This window comes from Nocardia aegles (genome assembly GCF_052545135.1).
In genome coordinates, this window is sequence record NZ_JBQWRI010000006.1 from 80,992 (window position 1) to 103,504 (window position 22,513).

Annotated in this window: 21 protein-coding genes; 9 read left to right on the forward strand and 12 right to left on the reverse strand. The window is 69.5% G+C overall.

The window, feature by feature from the left end:
- Positions 1–582: 582 nt before the first annotated feature.
- Entirely contained in the window at positions 583–2,082 is a 1,500-nt protein-coding gene (gene glpK, locus ACT89H_RS18355; RefSeq protein WP_445109849.1) for a glycerol kinase GlpK, read from the forward strand.
- A 118-nt stretch (positions 2,083–2,200) separates the two neighbouring features.
- On the opposite strand, the gene ACT89H_RS18360 is transcribed toward glpK, so the two are convergent.
- The 4 genes from ACT89H_RS18360 to ACT89H_RS18375 all read right to left on the reverse strand — a co-directional run bounded on the left by ACT89H_RS18360 (position 2,201) and on the right by ACT89H_RS18375 (position 7,451).
- Entirely contained in the window at positions 2,201–3,379 is a 1,179-nt protein-coding gene (locus ACT89H_RS18360; protein WP_445109850.1) for an aminotransferase-like domain-containing protein, read from the reverse strand.
- 104 nt (positions 3,380–3,483) lie between these two features.
- Positions 3,484–4,356, reverse strand: a complete 873-nt coding sequence (locus ACT89H_RS18365; protein ID WP_445109851.1) for a DUF8176 domain-containing protein — start codon at positions 4,354–4,356, stop codon at positions 3,484–3,486.
- 284 nt (positions 4,357–4,640) lie between these two features.
- Positions 4,641–5,735 carry a hypothetical protein gene (locus tag ACT89H_RS18370; RefSeq protein WP_445109852.1) on the reverse strand — a complete coding sequence of 365 codons (1,095 nt, stop codon included), beginning with the start codon at positions 5,733–5,735 and terminating at the stop codon, positions 4,641–4,643.
- A gap of 312 nt (positions 5,736–6,047) precedes the next feature.
- The gene (locus ACT89H_RS18375; RefSeq protein ID WP_445110055.1) at positions 6,048–7,451 is read right to left on the reverse strand and encodes an NAD(P)H-quinone dehydrogenase; all 1,404 of its coding nucleotides are present in this window, start codon (positions 7,449–7,451) and stop codon (positions 6,048–6,050) included.
- A 173-nt stretch (positions 7,452–7,624) separates the two neighbouring features.
- On the opposite strand from ACT89H_RS18375, the gene ACT89H_RS18380 reads away from it, so the two are divergent.
- A complete protein-coding gene (locus tag ACT89H_RS18380) occupies positions 7,625–8,098 on the forward strand; it encodes a gamma-glutamylcyclotransferase family protein (protein WP_039796248.1) in 474 nt (157 codons plus the stop codon).
- A 188-nt stretch (positions 8,099–8,286) separates the two neighbouring features.
- On the opposite strand, the gene ACT89H_RS18385 is transcribed toward ACT89H_RS18380, so the two are convergent.
- The 3 genes from ACT89H_RS18385 to ACT89H_RS18395 all read right to left on the reverse strand — a co-directional run bounded on the left by ACT89H_RS18385 (position 8,287) and on the right by ACT89H_RS18395 (position 11,635).
- Complete coding sequence (locus tag ACT89H_RS18385) at positions 8,287–9,435, reverse strand: M20 family metallopeptidase (RefSeq protein ID WP_445110056.1); 1,149 nt, start codon at positions 9,433–9,435, stop codon at positions 8,287–8,289.
- 116 nt (positions 9,436–9,551) lie between these two features.
- Positions 9,552–10,793 carry a M20 family metallopeptidase gene (locus ACT89H_RS18390; protein ID WP_445109853.1) on the reverse strand — a complete coding sequence of 414 codons (1,242 nt, stop codon included), beginning with the start codon at positions 10,791–10,793 and terminating at the stop codon, positions 9,552–9,554.
- Positions 10,794–10,930: 137 nt separating this feature from the next.
- A complete protein-coding gene (locus ACT89H_RS18395; RefSeq protein WP_445109854.1) occupies positions 10,931–11,635 on the reverse strand; it encodes an enoyl-CoA hydratase-related protein in 705 nt (234 codons plus the stop codon).
- A gap of 436 nt (positions 11,636–12,071) precedes the next feature.
- Between ACT89H_RS18395 and ACT89H_RS18400 the strand changes: the two genes are divergently transcribed.
- Together ACT89H_RS18400 and ACT89H_RS18405 are read left to right on the forward strand one after the other, a co-directional pair.
- Entirely contained in the window at positions 12,072–12,863 is a 792-nt protein-coding gene (locus tag ACT89H_RS18400) for a purine-nucleoside phosphorylase (protein ID WP_445109855.1), read from the forward strand.
- Positions 12,864–14,360, forward strand: coding sequence for a phospho-sugar mutase (locus tag ACT89H_RS18405; RefSeq protein ID WP_445109856.1), 1,497 nt, complete (start codon positions 12,864–12,866; stop codon positions 14,358–14,360).
- An 18-nt stretch (positions 14,361–14,378) separates the two neighbouring features.
- Here the strand turns inward: ACT89H_RS18405 and upp are convergent, their stop codons facing one another.
- Positions 14,379–15,002, reverse strand: a complete 624-nt coding sequence (gene upp / locus ACT89H_RS18410; RefSeq protein ID WP_445109857.1) for a uracil phosphoribosyltransferase — start codon at positions 15,000–15,002, stop codon at positions 14,379–14,381.
- Positions 15,003–15,155: 153 nt separating this feature from the next.
- Between upp and ACT89H_RS18415 the strand changes: the two genes are divergently transcribed.
- Genes ACT89H_RS18415 through ACT89H_RS18435 form a run of 5 tightly spaced genes read left to right on the forward strand, consistent with a single transcriptional unit; the run spans position 15,156 to position 18,540 of the window.
- Positions 15,156–15,467, forward strand: coding sequence for a hypothetical protein (locus ACT89H_RS18415; RefSeq protein ID WP_445109858.1), 312 nt, complete (start codon positions 15,156–15,158; stop codon positions 15,465–15,467).
- A gap of 4 nt (positions 15,468–15,471) precedes the next feature.
- Positions 15,472–16,581 carry a C40 family peptidase gene (locus ACT89H_RS18420; protein WP_445109859.1) on the forward strand — a complete coding sequence of 370 codons (1,110 nt, stop codon included), beginning with the start codon at positions 15,472–15,474 and terminating at the stop codon, positions 16,579–16,581.
- Positions 16,578–16,919, forward strand: coding sequence for a hypothetical protein (locus tag ACT89H_RS18425; protein ID WP_445109860.1), 342 nt, complete (start codon positions 16,578–16,580; stop codon positions 16,917–16,919). The genes ACT89H_RS18420 and ACT89H_RS18425 overlap by 4 nt, the downstream gene beginning before the upstream one ends.
- Complete coding sequence (locus ACT89H_RS18430; RefSeq protein ID WP_445109861.1) at positions 16,916–17,263, forward strand: YbaB/EbfC family nucleoid-associated protein; 348 nt, start codon at positions 16,916–16,918, stop codon at positions 17,261–17,263. Before ACT89H_RS18425 ends, ACT89H_RS18430 begins: the two co-directional genes overlap by 4 nt.
- A 26-nt stretch (positions 17,264–17,289) precedes the next feature.
- Positions 17,290–18,540, forward strand: coding sequence for a SatS C-terminal domain-containing protein (locus ACT89H_RS18435; protein ID WP_445109862.1), 1,251 nt, complete (start codon positions 17,290–17,292; stop codon positions 18,538–18,540).
- Here ACT89H_RS18435 and ACT89H_RS18440 read toward each other — a convergent pair whose 3' ends face one another.
- The 4 genes from ACT89H_RS18440 to ACT89H_RS18455 all read right to left on the reverse strand — a co-directional run bounded on the left by ACT89H_RS18440 (position 18,541) and on the right by ACT89H_RS18455 (position 22,388).
- On the reverse strand, positions 18,541–19,197 hold the full coding sequence (locus tag ACT89H_RS18440; protein ID WP_445109863.1) for a hypothetical protein: 657 nt from the start codon (positions 19,195–19,197) through the stop codon (positions 18,541–18,543). It lies immediately after the preceding gene.
- A gap of 106 nt (positions 19,198–19,303) precedes the next feature.
- Positions 19,304–20,401, reverse strand: a complete 1,098-nt coding sequence (locus tag ACT89H_RS18445) for an adenosine deaminase (RefSeq protein WP_445109864.1) — start codon at positions 20,399–20,401, stop codon at positions 19,304–19,306.
- 235 nt (positions 20,402–20,636) lie between these two features.
- Entirely contained in the window at positions 20,637–21,926 is a 1,290-nt protein-coding gene (locus ACT89H_RS18450; RefSeq protein ID WP_445109865.1) for a thymidine phosphorylase, read from the reverse strand.
- A 60-nt stretch (positions 21,927–21,986) separates the two neighbouring features.
- Positions 21,987–22,388: a cytidine deaminase gene (locus ACT89H_RS18455; protein ID WP_445109866.1), complete on the reverse strand. Its 402-nt coding sequence runs from the start codon at positions 22,386–22,388 to the stop codon at positions 21,987–21,989.
- Positions 22,389–22,513 lie beyond the last annotated feature (125 nt).

Here is a 22,513-nt window from a genome sequence, read left to right on the forward strand (position 1 = left end):
CCAGGCTAGGCGAACCGCGCGAATCGACCACCCGCACCCGATCCGTGTCGCCTCGGCCTACTCATCGGTAGCAAGTCCAACCCTAGCCGAGCGGCGAACCATCACCAACAGCCCAGTGAGGCACCCGACACCGCGGCCCGGACTCACCGACCGGATATCCGCCCCCACGCCTCGGCGGTCTCCGGACATCGCGTCACGGAAGACCACCGCACCAGGCGGCCCCTCTACGGCCGGATCGAGACCCGAGCATTGCTCAGTTTGCGGCACGGGCGTTCCGCTGGGGTACCGACGCCCCAGCGCACCTCGACTGCGGGTGCCCAGCAAAGCGAATCCGAACCTGTTCCGCTCACGGCCCCACTCGCTGTGCGGGCGGACGCGACAGCCCGGAACCGCGCACACCTGGCAGCGAGCTTCGAGACCGACACGCCCAGCACACCCCCACAGGTTTCAGACCGAGCATGCGCCGTTCGCGGCCCGGCTCGCGTCTACGCGGGTCGCCGCGCACCCGTGAACCACCACAGAGCCGCGAACACCCAGCGCCGAACGCGCTGGAAATCGAACACCGCCAAATAAAATCACAGCATGCGTCGCTATGTGGCCGCCATCGACCAGGGCACGACCTCGAGTCGGTGCATCGTCTTCGACCGGCAGGGGCGCGTCGTCGGCGTCGCCCAGCGGGAGCACGAGCAGATCTTCCCGCAACCGGGCTGGGTGGAGCACGATCCCGAAACCATCTGGCGCAATACCGAATTCGTCCTCAGCGACGTTCTCGAGCGCAGCGGCCTCGGCGCCGGTGACATCGCCGCGGTGGGTGTCACCAATCAGCGCGAGACGACCGTGGTGTGGGATCGCGAGACCGGCCGCCCGGTCTACAATGCGATCGTATGGCAGGACACCCGCACCGACCGCCTGTGCGCCGAGTTGGGCGGCGATGCCGGACCCGGCCGCTACCAGGACCGCACCGGCCTGCCGCTGTCCACCTATTTCGCCGGGCCGAAGCTGCGCTGGATCCTGGACAACGTGCCGGGCGTCCGGGAACGAGCGGAGGCGGGCGAGCTGTGCTTCGGCACCGTCGACAGCTGGGTGTTGTGGAAGCTCACCGGCGAGCACATCACCGACGTGACCAATGCCTCGCGCACCATGCTGCTGGATCTGCGCTCGTTGCAGTGGAATTCGGCGATCTGCCGGGAGTTCGGCGTGCCGGAGTCGATGCTTCCGCAGGTGCGCAGTTCCTCGGAGGTCTACGCGCCGATCGGTTCCGGCCCACTGGCCGGGGTGCCGGTGGCGGGCATCCTCGGCGACCAGCAGGCCGCCACTTTCGGCCAAGCGTGCCTGTCGCCCGGCGAGGCCAAGAACACCTACGGTACCGGCAATTTCATGTTGCTGAACACCGGGACCACGCCGGTGTTCAGCAAGCACGGACTGCTCACCACGGTGTGTTACCGCCTGGGTGACGCGGACGCGGTATACGCCCTGGAGGGCTCCATCGCGGTGACTGGCTCGCTGGTGCAGTGGTTCCGCGACAATCTCGGCATCATCTCCTCCGCCGACGAGATCGAGCCACTGGCCCGCAGCGTCGAGGACAACGGCGGCGCCTACATCGTGCCCGCCTTCTCCGGACTCTTCGCGCCCCGCTGGCGTCCGGACGCGCGCGGCGTGATCGCCGGTCTCACCCGTTTCGTCACCAAAGCGCACTTGGCGCGCGCGGTGCTGGAGTCCACCGCGTTCCAGACCCGCGAGGTGGTCGACGCGATGCGCGCGGACGCCGAGTCCCAGCGGCTCGGCTTGGAGCTGACCACGCTGAAGGTGGACGGCGGCATGGTCGCCAACGATCTGCTCATGCAGTTCCAATCCGATGTCCTCGACGTGCCGGTGGTGCGCCCCGTGGTCAACGAGACCACCGCGCTGGGCGCGGCGTACGCGGCCGGGCTCGCGGTCGGCTACTGGTCGGGCACCGACGACATCCGCGACAACTGGACCGCCGACAAGACCTGGCACCCGACCATGCCGGAGGCGGACCGGGACGAGCGCTTCGCCGCGTGGAACAAGGCGGTCGAGCGCACCTACGGCTGGGTGGACTGACCAGCGCACCGGGTTTCCTCGCACGACCCGCCGACGCGTCGTGCGGCACGGTCCACACCGTAGAGCTGAGACGAGGAGCGGGCCCGGTCGGAAGTCACTGTCCCGAGGCTGTTCCTGGCTATTCCCCGATCGCGCGCGCCAAGCGCCCGACCGCCTCTCGAAGTGTCGCCGCGTCGGAGGTGGTGAAGCACAGGCGCATCGAATTCCGATGGGCGCCCGACACCGCGAACGCCTCGCCGGGGACGTAGGCGATGCCCAGATCGATGGCGTGGGGCAGCACGTTCACGGTGTCGGTCCCATCGGTGAAGTCGACCCACACGAACATGCCGCCCGCGGCATCGGTGCTCACCAGCCGGTCGCCGAAGCGGGTGCGCAGCTCGTCGACCAGGACGCGCGCACGCGCACCGTAGACCCGCCGGATCTCCTCGATGTGCCCGGCCAGCCAGTCCGCGTCGGCGAGCAGATCGGCGGCGATCTGCTGGGTCAGCGCCGAACCACACAGGTCCGCGCCCTGCTTCAGCAACTCCACGCCCCGGCATACCGCGTCAGGCGCGATCATCCAGCCCACCCTCAGGGTCGGCGCGAGAATCTTCGACGCGCTGGACAGCCGGATCACGTTGGGCGAATACGTCGCGATCGGCTCCGGCGACGGCCGGTCGAACCACAGCTCGCCGTAGGGATCGTCCTCGATCACCCAGAACCCGAACCGGCCGGCGAGCTCGGCGAGCTCCCGTCGACGCTGCGGGCTCATGGTGACACCGCGCGGATTGTGGAAGTTGCTCACCGTGTGCACCACCGCAGGCCGCTCGCCGCGGCCCAGCAGTTCGGCCAGCACGTCGACCCGCATTCCCTCGGCGTCCAGCGGGACCGTCACGACGCGCGATCCAGCGGCCTGGAACACCTGCAACGCACCGACGTATGCCGGATCCTCCACCACCACGAGCGCGCCCGGATCCAGCAACACCTCGGCCAGCAGCGACAACGCCTGCTGCGAACCGTGGGTGACGAACACCTCCGCCAGCGCCACCGGCCGCCCGAGCCGCTGCGTCTCGCGCGCTGCGAGCACGTCACGCAACGGACCCCACCCGGCTGATTCGGTGTACTGCAGACGCGCGCGGTCCGCCAGCGCCGACTCCGCTGCCCGGGCGATCCGGTCCCGCGGCATCAACTGTTCGTCGGGCAGGCCACCGGCCAGGCTGATGACGTCGTCGCGCGCGGCTACCTTCAGCAGATCACGAATCGCCGAACTCGTCAGGCCGTCGAGACGCCGGGCCAAGGGTGGAGTGATCGCCGACATGAAACCTCCAGAAGGACGCCACGGTACGCGTGTCCTCACTGTTTCACATCGCCTACCAAAATATGAAATCAAATTCCCAATATATGAGAAATATTGGAGCGGACTCAATCGATCAGGTAGATGAGGGTCCGTCCGTCCAGGGTCATGGTCGTGAACACCGGGAAATACTGGGCCTCGGTGCCGTCGGGATGGCGCTCGGTGATCTCGACGTTGAAGCGATCGGGCGTGATCTCCGCGATCCGCAGGCAATAGGCCGTGCCCTGCGGGATGTGCTGGTCGATGGTTTTCTGCAGGTCGGCGGGTGGCTCGACGTTCGCGCCCGGTGCCACGAAGGTGTGCGCGCGGGTAGCGCTGCGCTCGGAGTAGTACGCGTGCTCGAAGCCGAGAATCGCCCGGACCCCACTGCTCGTATCGCCCGGGCCGTTGCCGAAGGTGACCTTGCCCTCGGTGCGGGACGGGCAGTCCACCGCCACGGTGCTGGTGGCGCCCCCGGCAGCCGTGCCGCTCTCGCCGTCATCGCCGCCGCCGGACACGATGATGGTCACCGTCAGCGCGATCAGCACCACGGCCGCCGCGACCACACCGAGCACGATCCGGCGAGGCGAGGAGTTCTTGCGCCGGGCAGGCTCCGGTGTGGTGGGCACGCGCAGCGCCAACCGCATGGCGATCGGGTCCTCGGCCCAGGACAGCCCCGATTCGGACGGCGCCGGAGGTTTCGGCACGCCCCCCTCCGCGGTCGGCTGGTTCCACCAGGACGCCTGCGGCTCGCCGCCCGTGGACTGCTCCGCCTCTGCTTCGGCGAAAGGCTGCTCAGGGGCTGCGGAGGCAGGTCCGGCGTAGACCGTGGAATCCGGCGCGCGGAACTGCGACGGCAGTGCGGGTGTCGTTTCCGGCTCGCCCGCGGGCCGCCAAGTCAGTTCCGGGTGATCGGTGGGCTCCTGTGGCACCTGCCAGCGCGGGCCGGTGTCGGCCCCCATCGGCGGACCGAACTCCGAAACAGGCGGACCGAACTCCGAAACAGGCGGACCGAACTCCGAAACAGGCGGACCGAACTCCGAAACAGGCGGACCGAACTCCGAAACAGGCGGACCGAATTCGGAAACCGGCGGTCCGAATTTCCCCAACGACGGACCGAACTCCGAACCGGACTGGTCGGATTCGTTCTCCCTCGCATCACCCTCGGAGGTCACACCCAATCCTTTCCCAGGACACACAAGTGGGGCGGCCGCGAACGACCGCCCCACCCGTCGAGAACAGCACGTCAGTACTGGAGTGAACCACCCCACTGGGTGGTGACACCACCCACGCCGACGGTCTGCGGAGCGAAATCGCCCGGCTGAAGCGGAAGCTTAACCTGTGCGGCGGCATCCAGGGCGGCAGCTCCGCCCGGCTGCTCCCGAATCCAGTTCTCCACCGCGGCCTTGGCCTGGTTCAGCTGGGTGGTGTCGAGCACCGTGGTGGTGTTGTTCGAGGCCAAGCCCTCCCCACCGGTGTAGGTGGTCAGCTTCACGGTGTTCTTGTCGATGAACTCCACCGAGACGCCCGCTTCACCCGAGCCGGTCGGCGTGCGGTAGCCGATGGTGCCGACGTAACCGGCCTCGTTGCTGAAGTGGTGGGTGTTGGCCACGTGGCCCGGGAGGAGGGTGCCGCCGTCGATGTTCGCGCCGATCTCCGCGTGCGGGCCGGTCATCTCCACGACCGGAGCGGCCGGGGCCGACTCCAGACGCGGCGCCTGCCAGCGTGGCTGCGCCTGCGGCTGCACCAGCGTGGAGCTCTCCGGCTGCCGCGCCTGGGCGTTGTCGTTCTGGGTGCCCTGCTGCGGAGTGGCCTGCTGACCCGGCTGCGGCGCGGCTTGCTGACCCGGCCGCGGAGTGGTCTGCTGACCCGGCTGTGGAGTCGACTGCTGCCCCGGCTGCGGCGCGGCCTGATCCGGCGCGACCGCGGGCAGCGGCTCGCTCGGCTTCTGCTGACCGGGGACCGGCAGCGGCGCGACGCGCGGCGGAGTCACACCCGGCTGGGTCGGCTTGGCCAGCTTCGGGTCCTTCTGGTCCGGCCCGACATGATCCGACTCCGGGGTGGTGACACCGGGCTGGCTCGGTGTGGGCTTGCTCTCCGGCTTCTGCGGATCCTGCTTGGAGTCCGGCTTGTTCGGCGCCGGCTGAGTGGTCTCCGGTGTGCTCGGCGCCGACTCGTTCACGCCCGGCTGCGCCGGAGCAGGCGTCGGCGGAGTGGTCGGATCGTTGGGAGCCGCCCCCGCCGGCGCAGCGAAGAGAGTGGCCACGGCAGCCGCAGTGGCCAGTGGCAGCGAGGTGCTCGCCATCGCTCGCTGCGCCCGACTCGGCTTACGATGTTTCACTTTTCGCAATTTCCTTCCCGGGTGCGGCCCGGCAGGCCGCGTGCAGTTGTCCCTGGGTGAGACGCCTGATCGCCGAACGGCCCGGGCCGTTCGCTCGTGCCGATTTGGAAAGGACCTATCCCCCCACACCGAACTCCGCGACCGTCCAGCCGATCGCATCTCTGCCGAGAGTGAACCACATGTTCGCACGATGGGCAACGCGACGAATAGCCAAGGGTGGCAAGACCGCACGCGTCCCGTGCCCGCCCCGACCGGGGTTCACCCGGCCCGATGTCCGGGACGGGACACGGCACCGGACACGCCGAACGGAGCTCAGCCCAGGTCGTCGTGCCGCATCAGCAAACGCGCCGCCTCGGTCACCGAACCGGTGAGTGACGGGTACACCGAGAAGGTCTGGGCCAGGTCGTTGACCGTCAGATTGTTCTGCACGGCAAGGGCGATCGGCAGGATCAGTTCCGAGGCGATCGGCGCGACCACGACGCCACCGATCACCACGCCGGTCGCCGGACGGCAGAAGATCTTGACGAAACCGCGTCGCAGTCCGGACATCTTGGCGCGCGGGTTGGTGTTCAACGGCAGCATCACCGTGCGCGCGGGTACCTCACCATTGTCGATCGCGGTCTGGCTGACGCCGACGGTCGCGATCTCCGGCCGGGTGAACACCGCGGACGCGACGGTCTTCAGGCGGATGGGGTTCACGCCTTCCCCGAGCGCGTGGTACATCGCGATGCGCCCCTGCATCGCGGCCACCGAGGCCAGCGGCAGCAGGCCGGTACAGTCACCCGCGGCGTAGATGCCCGGTGCCGAGGTGCGCGACACGCGGTCCACCCGCAGATAGCCGCCGCGATCGAGTTCGATGCCGACCTTCTCCAGCCCGAGGCCTGCGGTGTTGGGTGTCGAGCCGACGGTCATCAACGCGTGCGAGCCGGCGACGGTACGCCCGTCGGAGAGCTTGACCACGATGCCGTCGGCGGTGCGCTCCACGGCGTCGGCGCGCGCGTGCTTGACCAGTTCGACGCCCCGCTCGGCGAGCGCATCTTCCAGCACGAGCGCCGCGTCGGCGTCCTCGCCGGGCAGCACCCGGTCGCGGCTCGAGACCAATCTCACCCGCACGCCCATCTCGGTGTAGGCGGAGACGAATTCCGCACCCGTCACACCGGAACCGACGACCACCAAGGTCTCCGGCAGTTCCTCCAGGTCGTAGAGCTGACGCCAGTTGAGGATCCGCTCACCGTCCGGTTCCGCCCCCGGCAGCACCCGCGGGCTCGCGCCGGTCGCGATCAGCACGACCTCGGCCTCGATGATCTGCTGCGCGCCGTCGGCCAGCTTGGCCAGCACTCGGTGCGCGGCCAAGCCAGTGCCCGGATCGATCAGCTCGCCGTATCCGGCCAGCACGGTCACCCCGACGGTTTGCAGTTTCGAGCGGATGTCGGAGGACTGGGCCAGCGCCAGAGCCTTGACCCGCGCGTTCACCTCGGACAGTTGCACGTGCGCCTGGGCCGGGTCCAGGGTGATGCCCAGATCGCGAGCGCGGCGCAGGTCGGTGCGCACGCCGGTCGAGGCGATGAAGGTCTTCGAGGGGACACAGTCCCACAGCACGCATGCCCCGCCGATGCCGTCGGAGTCGACCACCGTCACCGACGCTCCGTGTTGGGCCGCCACCAGGGCGGCCTCATAGCCGGCCGGTCCGCCACCGATGATCGCGATGCGGGTCATAGATACCTCCGCTCGTGCTTCGCACCGGGATCTCCGGCACGGGTAAACGTTATCCGGCAGCCACCCCGCACTATCGACCGCGTTACCGGTGCGCAACGGTTCCCCAGCGGACGGCGCGCCGCAGGTGCGGCAATCGAACGCGGTCTGCGAAGGTTATTGGCTACCCTTTGCTGGTGCCGATCTATGCCGCCTATGGGTCCAATATGGACTCGACGCAGATGCTCGAGCGCTGTCCGCACTCCCCCATGTCCGGGACGGGCTGGTTGGAGGGCTGGCGGCTCACCTTCGCCGGTGACGATATCGGCTGGGAAGGGCCTCTCGCGACGGTCGTCGAGGATCCCGGTTCCCGGGTGTTCGTCGTGCTCTATGACGTGTCCCCGGAGGACGAGCAACGGCTGGACCGCTGGGAGGGCTCCGACTTCGGCATCCACAAGAAGATCCGCCTGCGCGTGACCCGCAACGGCGACGGTGGCGAACCCACACTGGCCTGGCTGTACGTCCTGGATGCCTACGAGGGCGGCCTGCCCTCGGCCCGCTACCTCGGCGTGATCGCCGATGCCGCCGAAAAGGCCGGTGCGCCAGAGGATTACGTACACGCCCTACGCACCCGCAACAGCCGCAACGTCGGCCCGGGCAACTTCGGCTGACCGGGCGCGTACACCCGTAACGCCGGCGGCCCACTCCCCGCCCCGTTCGGGTGCGAGGCCGTCGAACACCATTCCCGGTCCTGCTCGCGTCCGAGTGGGCGAAGCGCATGCGCCGCAGGCGCGAGTCTCGCCCACTCGGACGCGAGCCACAAAGTGGCCGCGAACACCCAGTGCCGCAGGCGCTGGAATCAGACCGGGCCCGCGCCGAGCGCGAGGTTGCTGAGCACCCGGACGCCGACCGCGAGCGCCCGTTCGTCGATGTCGAAGGTCGGCTGGTGCAGATCCAGCTGTTCGCCCTCGCCGGACCAGACGCCCAGGCGCGCCATCGCGCCCGGCACCTCCTCCAGATACCAGGAGAAGTCCTCGCCGCCCCCGGACTGCGGAGTGTCGGCCAGCGCATCGGGACCCAGCGCGCGAATGGCGTCCTCGAAGATGCGGGTGGAGTGCTCGTCGTTGACCACCGGCGGCACGCCGCGCCGGTAGTTGAGCTGGTACCGCACACCCGTCGGGGCGAGCAGGCCGTCGACGATCTCCCGCACCATCGGCTCCAGCAAGGACCAGGTCGCGTGATCTCCGGTGCGGATGGTGCCGGTGAGCATGCCGGTCTGCGGAATGGCGTTCGGCGCCTTGCCCGCGCTCACCGCGCCCCACACCATCACGGTGCTGGTGCGCGGGTCGATACGGCGGCTGAGCAGGCCGGGCAGGCCGGTGATGACCGAGCCGATCGCGTAGACCAGGTCACTGGTCAGGTGCGGACGCGAGGTATGGCCGCCGGGCGAGTCGAGCACCAGCTCGATGGTGTCGGCGGCGGAGGTGATCGCGCCCACGCGGATACCCACCCGGCCGACCTCCAGGCGCGGGTCGCAGTGCAGCGCGAAGATCCGCTCCACGCCGGTCATCGCGCCGGTGGCGACCACGTCGATCGCGCCACCCGGCATGACCTCCTCGGCAGGCTGGAAGACCAGCCGCACGCCGACCGGCAGCTCCGGCACCTCGGCCAACGCCAGCGCCGTGCCGAGCAGGATGGTGGTGTGCGCGTCATGGCCGCACGCGTGTGCCACTCCGGGGACGGTCGAAGCGAAGGGCAGTCCGGTGAACTCCTGCAGCGGCAGCGCGTCCATGTCGGCGCGCAGGCCGATCCGCGGTCCGTCCGGTCCGATGTCACAGATCAGTCCGGTGCCGCCGGGCAGCACCTGCGGCGTCAGCCCCGCCTTGGTCAACCACGCCGAGACGAACTCGGTGGTGCCGAACTCGGTCCTGGACAGTTCCGGATTGGCGTGGATGTGCCTGCGCCACTGGACGAGATCGACCGTGTGATCGGCCAACCACGACTCCACCGCTTCCCGTCCTGATCCCCCGGTTTCCGACACCGCGGAGCTGCCGGGGCCCTCCGTGGCCACACGGATGCCCGCTGCCGGGCCCGGCGCCGGCGCCGCAGAACGGCCGGTTGTGCTCACCGAATGTCCTCCTGTCGTTGAACTAGCCGTTGCAACAACCTGTCTCTATGGATGTCATCGCGGGCGACGGCGATCGCGGTACGCGCGAGCGCGAGCGCACCATCGAGGACCGCGCGATCCGCCGAGGCGTTGACGCTGGCCGCGGCGAAGCCGGGCTGATGTGTCACCGCACCACCGGCATCAATGCCGATGACCGGGTGAATCCCCGGAATGACATTGGTGACGTTGCCCATATCGGTGCTGCCCAGCGGCCGTTGCGCCTCGAACTCCGGAGCGAGTGGCACGCGTCCGGATCCGGTGAGCTGCTCGCGATAGACGAGCAACAACTCCGGATCCGGGGTCAACTCGGTATAGGTCGGCGCGAGCGTCCGGATCTCATGGGTGCAGCCGGTCGCGAGGGCGCCCGCCTCGAAGCAAGCCGATGCTCGTCGCATCAGATCGTCGAGGGATGCGGAGTCGACTGCGCGTAGGTAATACAGCAATTCCGCACGTCCGGGCACGATGTTGGGAGCTACGCCACCGTCGCCGACTATACCGTGCAGTTGCTGGCCGGGCAGGAGATGCTGCCGCAGCAACCCGAGGGCGACCTGTGCGACGGTGACCGCGTCGCCCGCGTTTCGGCCGTGCTCCGGCGCCGCGCTGGCGTGCGCCTCGCGCCCGTGGAAGACCACCGACAGGTCGGCCAGAGCCAGCGAGCGGGCGCCGACGATGTCGAGCGGGCCCGGATGCACCATCATCGCCATCGCGACATCGTCGAACACGCCGCGTTCCAGCATGAGCACCTTGCCACCGCCGCTCTCCTCGGCCGGGGTGCCGAACACCAGCACGGTCAGGTCCAGCGCGTCGGCGACCTCGGCGAGCCCGAGAGCCGCGCCCACCGCGGAGGCGGCGATGATGTTGTGCCCGCAGGCGTGGCCGATCTCGGGAAGAGCGTCGTATTCGGCGCAGATGCCGACGGTCAGCGAGCCGCTGCCGTAGCGTGCGCGGAAGGCCGTGGGCAGTTCGGCGACGCCGACCTCGATCTCGAAGCCGCGCTCGGCGAGCGGTGCGATGGTCTTGGCGGCGCTACGGGTCTCCTCGAACGCCAGCTCCGGCTCGTCGTGAATCGCATGCGAGAGCGCGATCAGCTCGGCGGACGCGGCGCGGATCGCGGCGTCACCGCGAGCGGTGGCGTCGACCCCGCGGACTGCGTTGCCGTCGTGCTGCGCTTCCTGGCGCCCGCTGCGCGATGGTGGCATGCAACACAGTCTCGCAGGTATTTGGTTTTGCGGCGCCCGCGGCGCTGCGTGTTCGCGGCGGTGCTGGTGTGGATGCCCGGTCCCGCTGCGCTCGAAAGTCGTGGTCGAGGTGCGCTGGGCGCCTTGGTGTAGGCGGGTCAGTTCGCGCCGAAGGCCAAGTTCTCCGGGGTGGTCGGCACCGCGAGGCCGGCCAGCGCTTTCGCGTGCAGCGCGCGCTTGATCACCGGCAGGTTGGGTTTGCGGTTGCTCGCCAGTGCCGCGGCCCACTGGACGGCGGTCGGGAGCAATTCGCCGGCTTCGGCCTTGCCGTCCACGATGCCCGCGGCGATCGCCTCGTCGGCCGGGTAGCGATGGCCGGTGGTCATCGCCCGAACGCAGACCTGATTGGTCAGCCGCTCGGTGAGCAGGGCGTTCATCCCGATAGTGAACGGCATGCCCAGGTGCACCTCGGGCAGGCAGTAGAAGCCGCGATCGGCGCGCATCACCCGGAAATCGTGCGAGGTGGCCAGCATGGCGCCCGCGCCGAAGGCATGGCCGTTGATCGCCGCGACGGTCGGCAGCGGGAAGGCGAGCAGGCGGGTGTAGAGCGAGTGCACGCGATCGAGATAGCCGTGCATCTTGTCCAGGTTGCCGAACAGCCAATCGGTGTCCAGACCGTTGCTGAAGAACTTCCCGGTCGCCGTCGTCACCAGCGCGGCAGGCCCCGCGGAGCTCTCCACCTCGTCCAGCAACCCATGAAACGCGTCGATCCAATCCGGGTGGAAACGGTTCTCGCCGTCCGTCTGCGCCTCGGCCCCGAGGTAGACGACGAAAACCTCCCCTTGACGTTCCAGATACGGCATGCGATGCAGCGTAACGGGCCGCGCCCGACCCCTACTCACGGGTAGCAGTCGACCGCGTACCACGACGATCAACCGCGCACCGAACCACCACCGAAAGACAGGCAGCGGCCCGTCGGACAACCATCCCCGAAGGCACGGCAACCAATAAAGGTTTCTGAACCGCGCGCCCCTGCGCCCCGCGGCTCGAACACAACGCGCCCAGCGCACCCCAACTACGACTCTCGAGCGAAGCTGTTCAGGGGCGCTGCGCGCTCCTGCGTGGGTGGGGAAATTCAATTTTCGTGTCAGCGAGACCGAGCATGCGCCGTTCGCGGCCCGGCTCGCGTGTGCGCGGCCGCCGCGCAAGCGACGAAGGAGCAAGCGGCGGCCGCGCACACGCGAGCCACAAAGGGGCCGCGAACACGCCGCGACAAAGTCGCGGCAATCAAACACAGCTATGGTGACCATCATGCTTGCCGAACAGGCCGCCGAGGCGATCGCCGAACGTACGGGAGTGTCACGTCACCGGGTCGCGGTGGTGCTGGGGTCCGGCTGGCAGGACGCGGCCGCGGAGATCGGGGCGCCGCGGGCGTCGGTGCCGATGCCGGAGCTGCCCGGTTTCGGGACGCCGACCGCACGGGGCCATGTCGGCATGATCCACTCCGTCCAGGTGGACGACAACGACGTACTGCTGTTGATGGGCCGCCAGCACCTCTACGAGGGCTATCAGCCCGCCGATGTGGTGCACCCGGTGGCGGCGGCGGTGGCGGCGGGCGCGGAGATCGTCGTACTGACCAACGCCGCGGGCGGTATCCGATCCGGTCTCCGGGTGGGTGAGCCGGTGCTGATCAGCGACCATCTCAACTTGACCGGCCGCACGCCGCTGGTAGGCGCGACCTTCGTCGACCTGGTCGACGCCTGGGATCCGGAGTTGCGGGCGCTGGCGAGGGAGATCGATCCGAGCCTGGCCGAGGGTGTCTACGCGGGCCTCACCGGTCCGCAGTATGAGACACCCGCCGAGATCCGGATGTTGCGCACCATCGGCGCGGATCTGGTCGGCATGTCCACGGTGCTCGAGGCCATCGCCTGCCGTGCGCTCGGCGCCCGGCTGCTGGGCGTCTCGCTGGTGACCAACTTGGCCGCGGGGGTCACGGGCGCGCATCTGTCCCACGCGGAGGTGCTGGCCGAAGGCCACGCCGCGGCGCCCCGGCTCGGCAAACTGCTGCGCGGCGTGCTGGAACGGGTGTAGATGCTGCGCTTCGGCACGGCGGGCCTGCGCGGACCGCTGCGCGACGGCCCGGACGGCATGAACGTCACCACGGTGAGCCGGGCGACCGCCGGACTCGTGGCATGGCTGCGCACGCGCTGCCTCGGCGGTGGCCCGGTGGTCGTCGGACGCGACGCCAGGTACGGTTCCGCCGAGTTCGCCGCGGCGGCCGCGGAGATCTTCGCCGCCGCGGGCTTCCCGGTGACGCTGCTGCCGCGTCCGCTGCCCACGCCTGTGGTCGCGTACGCGGTGCGTGAGCTGGGCGCGGTCGCGGGCGTGCAGGTCACCGCCTCGCACAATCCAGCCACCGACAACGGCTACAAGGTCTACCTCGACGGCGGAGCACAGCTGATCGCCCCGGCCGACGCCGAGATCGAGCGCTGCATCGAGGCGGTCACCGAGCCGATCGACCGGGCGCCGGTCACCCCCGCCGGCGACGAGGTCGTGCGGCGCTACCTCGAGCGCGTCGCCGGACTGCCCCACCGGATCGGCGGACCGGGCGAGCGCGCCGGAATCCGGATCGCGCTCACCCCGCTGCACGGCGTCGGCGGCGACCTCGCTGTCGACGCGCTCCGGGCCGCGGGTTTCGCCGACATCCATGTGGTCGACGAGCAGTTCCAACCGGACCCCGACTTCCCCACCGTCGCGTTCCCCAACCCGGAAGAGCCCGGTGCGACCGATCTGTTGCTCGCGACGGCGGCCCGGGTCGGCGCGGATATGGCGATCGCCCTCGATCCGGACGCCGACCGGTGCGCGGTCGGCGTCCCGCGCCCGGACGGCACCTGGCGGATGTTGCGCGGCGACGAGACCGGCGTGCTCCTCGGCGATTGCGTACTGCGCACCGCCCCGGAAGATGCGCTGGTGGCCACGACCATCGTGTCCTCGCGGCTGCTGTCGAAGCTGGCGCGGGCGCGCGGTGGCCGCTACGCGGAAACGCTCACGGGATTCAAATGGCTGGCCCGGGCGGGGGACGGCTTGGTGTACGCCTACGAGGAGGCGATCGGCCACTGCGTGGACCCGGCGGCGGTCCGGGACAAGGACGGAATCTCGGCCGCGGTGCTGGCCGCCGACCTGGTGGCCCGGCTGAAGGCCGCGGGCCGCGACCTGAACGACGAACTCGACGACTACGCGGTGGAATTCGGCGTGCACGCGGGCGATCAGGTGTCGCTGCGGCTCGTCTCGGCCGCCGAGGCGGCCGCCGCGGTCGAGCGGTTGCGGGCCGATCCGCCGCACGAGATCGCGGGCGAGCCGGTGGAGTACACCGATCAGCTCCGGGTGCGGGGCCAGATGCGTACCGACGCAATGATTTTCCAGGGTGTTTCGTCCCGCGTGGTCGTTCGCCCTTCCGGCACCGAACCGAAGCTCAAGTGCTACCTGGAGGTGGTCGAACCGGTCGGCTCACGCGCCGATCTTCCGGCCGCGCGAGCCGCCGCACGGGAACGCCTTTGCGCGCTGCGCGACTTCTGCCAGAAGTTCTGACCCGCCTTCGTCAGCAGTTCAGCGCGGGCCGAATTGCCTGTCGCCCGCGTCGCCGAGGCCCGGAACGATATAGGCGTTCTCGTTCAGGCCCGCGTCGACCACGGCGGTGACCAGCCGCACCGGCAGGCCCGAGTCGGACAGTGCCGCAATGCCTTCCGGAGCGGCGACGACGCACACCGCGGTGATGTCGGTGGCGCCCCGGGCCGCGAGCAGTTGCAGGGTGTGCCGCATCGAGCCGCCGGTGGCCAGCATCGGGTCGAGCACGAAGACCGGCAACCCGGCGAGATCCGCGGGCAGCGATTCCATGTAGGGCACCGGCAGGTGGGTGTCCTCGTCACGGGCGAGACCGACGAATCCGATTCTGGCATCCGGGATCAGCTCGGCGGCCGCGTCGACCATGCCGAGTCCGGCGCGCAGTACCGGAACCAGCAGCGGCGGGTGGGCCAGCCGGACGCCTTCGGTGGGAGCGACCGGGGTGACGATCTCGAAGCGCTCCACCTCCGCGTCGCGCAGCGCCTCGTAGATCAGGATCCCGGTCAGATCCCGTAGTGCGGCACGGAAAGCCGGATTCGGGGTTCGCTCGTCCCGCATGGCGGTGAGCAGGGCGGCGACGAGTGGATGGTCCACGGTGTGGGTGCGCATGAGGGAACGATAAGGTCGGTCGAGAACGCACCGCTGGACGCCACCGGACTTTTTTTCGAAGCGGCGGAACCGAAACGCGACAGCGCGCGTCGAACCAAGTAGATGACGTACTCTGCCTGGGAACAACAGATGGGGGAAGCTCTGATGCGAAAGATGTCGGCGGATACCGAAGGCATCGCGGCCTATGGCGCGACCGCCCACGTCATGGCGGGTGAGATGGCGGCGGCCGGAGCGAGCGCCGCGGCGGCGGAGCCCGCCTTGCTCGGCCCGATCATGGGGCTGATCGGCGGTGACTTCATGGCGGCCTACGCCGCGGCGCACGCCGGGCACGTGGCCTCGATCGGCCAGCTGTCGGCGGTGCTGACCAGCATGGGCGGCGCGGCCACCGGGGCGGCGGCCGTCCTCACCGAGACCGACGCCGCACACGCCGGAGCGCTGCGGTCCGCGGCCACCGAGCTGGAGTGAGCGCGTGATCGATGTCAACGCACTGGCCCAGCCGATCCTGGACCTGCTCGCAAGCTTCGGCAGCGGCGTGTTGCCTGCGGGTGGTCCCACCGACGCGCTGCGCAGCACCTCGACCGTGGTCGACCAGATCCATCAGATGGGCCGCGACAGCATCAACGCGATGAATACCGCGTGGGACGGCCGCGCCGCCGACGCGGCCACCGCGAAAGCGCTGCGCGTGCAGACCTCCGCCGCCACCATCTCCGATCGCGGCAACGAGATGGCCACGGTGGTGAACCAAGCCGCCGGCGAGGTCGAGACGGGCCAGAAAGAGCTCACCGACATCGCGCAGTCCTTCGTGAACACCGCGGCGAGCATGGGCCCGGTCCTGGCCACGCCGGAGGGGTTGACGGTGCTCGTCGGCTCGGCGATCGACCATCTCAACCAAGCGCTCAACGTAGTCGGCCGGGTGCAGAACGAATTGCAGACGCACACCGCGTCGATGAACGACCTGACCCCGCCGCCGCCCACCCCGTCGCTCGCCGGTGTGCCGGTCGCGGGCGTGCAGCAAGCGGCGTCCGCCGCATCCGGTGTGCTCAACGGTGCCGGCTCGTTGCTGAGCACCGTGATGGCCACGCCGCTACAGTCGCAGTCCTCGCCCAGTTCTCGTGGCACGCCGGGCCCGGCGGGCACCCCCAGGCCGGACACCGGTTCGTCCGGGGCGCCCGACAACGGCGAGGGCGTCAAGATCACCCTGCCCGACGGCAGTGTCGTCGAGGCCCCCAACGAACAGGCCGCCACGGCCGTCCGGTCGGCGATCGGCGCCGTCGGCACGCCGTACGTCTGGGGCGGCAACACCCCTGGCGCGGGATTGGATTGCAGCGGGCTCACCAAATACGCCTACGGCGAGGCGGGCGTCGACCTGCCCCGGCTCGCGGCCGAACAGGGCAACGGGGCCACGCCGGTGTCGGCCGGTGACCTGATGCCCGGCGACCTCGCGATCTGGGACGGCCACGTTGCCATGGTGATCGGCAACGGCCAGTTCGTCGAGGCGGGTGACCCGGTCCAGATCAGCTCGATTCGAACGGAGAATTCAGGCATGGACTTCCACGGCTTCTACAGGCCGACGGCATGACCCGACCGCAAGTCCCCAATGTCACGGTGGCGGCCAGCAGCAACCGGTCGGGCACCATCTCGGTGCGCGCCACCGATCAGGGCATGCCGGTGGAGATCACATTCGAGCGCAGCGAATACCGTTACGGCGCACAGTCGCTTGCGAACGAGATCCTGCGGCTCACCCAGCGGTCCGCCATCGCGGCGCGGGCGCGGCGGCGCGAACTGCTCGCCGAGGCGGGCATGCCCTCGGACATCCTCGACCGGCTCGGCCTGCCCACCCGCCGGCAGGCGGTGGACGAGCTGGACCGGATCGACGACGCGGACACGGGACCGACGAGCTGGATGAGGCCGGTATGAGTGCGGAGATGGACGCCCTGGTCGCGTCGGCTACCCAGAAACTGGAGGCGCTGGAAGCCGCGCTGTACGGGCTGAAGCAGGTGCGTGGGCGGTTCACCTCGGACGACGGCGCGGTGAGCGTCGAGGTGAACAGCGATGGCGCGCTGGTCGGTCTGACCTTGGCGGAATCGGTCACCGCACTGCCACCCGCGGAGGTCGGGCAGTTGATCGTCTGGGCGTGCAGGCAGGCCGCCGAGGACGCCGGCACACAGCGATCCAAGGTCGTTGCGACACTGAACGAGTCGTTCGTCCCCGCGGCCGGGCAGCCCGCGGGCACGAATGGGGGCGGGCCGGATAGTGCCTGACGCGGAAGGTCGATAGGCTTCCGCACATGGCTTCTGGAGACATCGTCCCGATCGAGCTCGGCCTGACCGACGGCGATCTCGTCACCCTGTGGGCACCGCGCTGGCGAGACGGTGACGACGAGTGGGAGGCGTTCCTCGGTCACGAGGACGCGCTCTACGGTTTCGAGTCCGTGGCGGAGCTGGCCGCATTCATCCGCACCAACGCCGACAACGACCTCGTGGACCATCCGGCGTGGAAGGTCGTCGCGGGTCTGTCGGCGGTCGAGCTGGAGCCGGAGGAGAACTTCTCCTTCGATCTGGTGGCGGTGCCGGAGCTGGCGGCGGGCGAGCCCGACGTCGACACCGTCGCCGAGCTGGAGGACACGCTCGGCATGGTCCGCAACATCGGCGAGGTGTGCGAACTCGAGACGGTGACCAAGTTCTTCGGTTCGCATCCGGTGCTCGGCGCGCTGCCCGGAGGCGTGAGCGCGTTCGTCGGGCGCGACGGCGAGGAGCTGTGGGACCAGATCGGCGCGGCCATCGCCAAGGGCTGGGACGACGTTCTGGACGCGATCGATTCCGTGGTGCGGACGCCAGAGGTCGACGCCGAGGCGGTCGCGGTCGCCGAAGCCGAGCTGCTGGCCGCCGAGGAGAACGTGGTCGACGCCGATGACGCGGCCGACAGCGACGAGGACGAGGAGTTCGAGCCCGTCGACCTCGAAGAAGACGACGAGGACGAGGACGAGGACGAGTCGTTCTGGCATGAGGTCGGCATCGACCCGGTCAAGATCATCACGTCCGAGGGCAGCGTTTTCACGCTGCGCTGTTACCTCGACGATGAGCCGATCTTCCTCGGCAACAAGGGCTCGATCACGGTGTTCTCCTCCGAGCGCGCACTGGCCCGCTACCTCGCCGACGACCACGAGCACGATCTGGCCCGCGTGAGCACCTTCGCCGACGTGCAGACCGCGGCGGTGGACGGCTCGCTGGAGGTCGAGGTCACCGACGAGAACGTCTACGTGCTGCCCGGCCTGGCCGAGGACCTGGCCGAAGGCCCGGACGCGGTCGACATCGAACAGCTCGATCTGGCGGTCGAGTTGTTCACCGACGCGGCGGACTACGCCGATGACGACACGGTGGAACAGGCCCTGGCCCCATCCACCCCGCTGGGCTGGTATGTCTCCTACCTGCTGAACCCCGACCCCACCCGGTTGGCGCCCAACCCGCCGTTCACCGCCGAGGCCCAGGCCTGGCGCGAACTGGAACGCAACCTGGAGTCCCGGCTCGACAAGCAGTAACTAGGTCAGCCGGATCCAGACCTGCTCGGCCTGCCCGAGCAGGCGTTCGTCCGCGCCGTAGACCGCGGTCGAGGCCCGGCATTTGCGGCCCTGTTCGCCGTGGAATTCACCCACCACGACGCAGCGCTCGTCGACCTGGGGAATGCCGTGCACCGTGGCGGTCATCGAGCCGAGCAGCGCGGGACGTTGGAGCATGCCGGGCAGGGACCAGCCGCCGGGGCAGTCCATCGCGGCCCACAGCAGCGGTGGACCCAGCGGCACGGTGGCGTCGGGCACCCACGGCGCGGCCACCCGGTTCTCGTCGACCCGGCCGGGTTCGATGCGCAGACCGTCCGCGCGGCCGCTGCCGCAGACGAAGCAGGACGCGAACATCTCGATGCTCGTATAGCTGCGCGTCGCCTCGGCCGCGGCGGCGAAGGGGACATGACTCGGTGCGTCGCGCTCGAGTTCGCCGCTCTTGGACTCGGCGATCAGCCTGTCCCCGTCGTAGAGCCGTTCGTCCCGCACGGCCAGCGGCGTCTCCAGGGGCGGCGGACTGCGCAGGATCACGGTGACGACCGGCTCGTCGTGCTGGTCGGCGAGCAGACCGGCCACATAACCACCGTTGCCGGAATCGAGCGGACCGTTGAACCGGCGGGGGATCCGCAAAGTCGCCATGGTCGCCACGCTAGCGAACCGGTTGCCGACGGGCGGCCGAACCTCGCTGCCGACACTTTCCGTTGCCGCACGGTGATCCGGCACGGCCTGACCTCGAGCGCGCCCGTTATCCGATCAGCACCGCGTATCCGGGCTTGATGATGTCGTCGATGATCCGCAGCCGCTCGGGGAAGGGGATGAACGCCGACTTCATGGCGTTGATGGTGAACCGTTCCAGATCGCTCCAGCCGTAGCCGAACGTCTCGACCAGCTTGAGCATTTCCCGGCTCATGCTGGTGTCGCTCATCAGCCGGTTGTCGGTGTTGACCGTGACGCGGAAACGCAGGCGGGCCAGCAGGTCGAACGGGTGCTTGTCCAGCGAGGGCACGGCGCCGGTCTGCACGTTCGACGACGGACACAACTCCAGCGGGATGCGCATGTCCCGGACATAGTTGGCGACCAACCCGAGCTGTGCGTCCTCGATCGCGCCGGGCACGCTGATGTCGTCGGTGATCCGCACGCCGTGGCCGAGCCGGTCGCAACCGCAGAACGCGAGTGCCTCGTGAATGGACGGCAGACCGAAGGCTTCGCCCGCGTGGATGGTGAAGTGCGCACTGTTGGCGCGCATGTATTCGAACGCGTCCAGGTGCCTGCTCGGCGGGTAACCGGCCTCCGCGCCGGCGATGTCGAAACCACCTACGCCACGATCGCGGAAGCGCACCGCGAGCTCCGCGATCTCCCGCGAGCGCGCGGCATGCCGCATCGCGGTGAGCAGGCAGGTCACCACGATCGGGCGCCCACTGGCTGCGGCGACCGCCGCACCTTCGCGGAATCCGGCCAGCGTGTGCTCGACCACCTCGTCCAGCGTGAGCCCGCGCTCGAGGTGCTGTTCGGGGGCGAACCGCACCTCCGCGTACACGACGCCGTCGGCGGCGAGGTCCTCGGCGCATTCGCGGGCGACCCGGCGCAGGCCCTCCGGGGTCTGCATCACGGCGACGGTGTGCGCGAAGGTCTCCAGGTACCGTTCCAGCGATCCGCTGTCGGCCGCGTCACGGAACCAGGCCGCCAGCGACGCCTCGTCGGCGGCGGGTAGATCCTCGTAGCCGCAGTGCGCGGCGAGGTCGAGCACCGTCGCGGGCCGCAGGCCACCGTCGAGGTGGTCGTGCAGCAACGCTTTCGGCGCTTGGCGGATCGAGGCAAGGGTCAAAGGCATCGGTCCAGTCATGTATCGACGGTAGCCGCAGCGCGCCGAAACGGCAGCCGACTCCAGCCGTTGCCACCATCTCGTTGCCCACCGGATGCGGACCGGTCCACAACCGGACACCGATCGGTTCTGCGCCACATTCGCGATCCACCCGCATCCACGTGAATGCGTGTGGCCGCGACCCGGTCGTGGACCGGCGGCCGCACCAGGTACCACGCAGCCGTGGACGGGGCGAAAGCCGGCATGCACGGGTCGCTCAGGAGACGATGCGGCCGAGGATCAGCGAGTTCGGAGCGGGCGCGGCATCGGTTCCGATCCTGATGGCGTCGCGCACGGCCGCGATGGCCCCGGGAAACGACTCGGGCGTATCGGTGTGCAGTGTGAGCAGCGGCTGACCCGCCGTCACGGCGTCGCCGGGCTTGGCGTGCATTTCGATGCCCGCGCCGAACTGAACGGGATCGCCCTGACGTGCCCGGCCCGCACCGAGGCGCCAGGCGGCGACGCCGACACCCATCGCGTCGAGCCGGGTGAGTACGCCGTCGGCGTCGGCGCGCACGGTCTCGGTGTGGTTCGCCGTGGGCAGTTTCGCGTCCGGGTCGCCGCCCTGGGCGCGGACCATCGCGCGCCAGTGATCCATCGCCCGGCCGTCGGCCAGCGCATCGGCGGGGTCGGCGTCGAGACCGGCCAGCGCGACCATCTCACGAGCCAAGGCGATGGTCAGCTCGACGACGTCGGCGGGACCGCCGCCCGCGAGCACCTCCACCGATTCCGCGACTTCCAAAGCATTGCCCGCGGTGCGGCCGAGCGGGGTGTCCATGGCGGTGAGCAGCGCGACCGTACGCACATCCGCGTCGGCGCCGAGTTCGACCATCGCGGCGGCCAGTTCGCGCGCCCCGTCGAGAGTCTTCAGGAACGCGCCGGAGCCGACCTTGACGTCCAGCACCAACGCCGCGGTGCCCTCGGCGATCTTCTTGCTCATGATCGAACTGGCGATCAGCGGGATGGATTCGACCGTGCCGGTGACGTCACGCAAGGCGTAGAGCCGTCGGTCCGCCGGCGCGAGATCCGCGCCTGCCGCGCAGATCACCGCGCCGATCGCGGGATCGGTCAGGAGATCTCGCATCCGCGACGCGGACAGGTCCGCCTGCCAGCCGGGAATGGATTCCAGCTTGTCCAGGGTTCCGCCGGTGTGGCCGAGACCGCGCCCGGACAACTGCGGCACCGCCGCGCCGCACGCCGCGACCAGCGGCGCCAGCGGCAGTGTGATCTTGTCGCCCACCCCGCCGGTCGAGTGCTTGTCCACGGTGGGGCGCGGCAAGCCGGTGAGGTCCATGCGCCGCCCGGAGGCGATCATCGCGGCGGTCCACCGCGCCGTCTCGCGTCGCGTCATCCCGCGCCAGACGATCGCCATGGCCAGCGCGGACATCTGTTCGTCGGCCACGGCGCCGCGGGTGAAGCCATCGACCACCCAGTCGATCTGCGCGTCCGACAGCTCCCCGCCGTCGCGTTTGGTGGTGATGATCGAAACCGCGTCCAGTGTCGTCACGGTCGCCAGTTTGGCATGGGCCGACGCGCACCCGGGTTCTCGCCGATGGGATGCGACCGGCTACACCTGCCCGGCGTGCAAGTCGTCGGGGCCGAACGCGTCCGGCAGCAGCGTGCGCAACGGCACCGGCCCGGCCTTGTGATCGACCAGGAGCCCGGCCCCACCGTGCTCGTGGAGCAATTGGCGGCAGCGCCCGCAGGGCATGAGGATTTCGCCGCGCGAATCGGTGACGGAGATGGCCCGAAGACGCCCTCCGCCCCCCGAAATCAAGTTACCGATGAGTACACATTCGGCGCACAGGCCCAAACCGTATGAGACATTTTCCACATTGCAACCGCTCACCACTCGGTCATCGACACTGAGAGCCGCGGCGCCGACCGGAAACCTCGAGTACGGCGCATAGGCATTGCGCATAACTTCAAATGCACTGTCGCGCAACATTTTCCAGTCGATTCTCGACATATGAGACCCCTCTCGGATCGACCTGCCACGGCCACGACGAGGCCGCGACGGAACCCCGCACCCATCGAGAAAGGTAAGCCTAACCCGATCCGGTGTCGCGCAACGCACGGTACGCCGAATTAGTT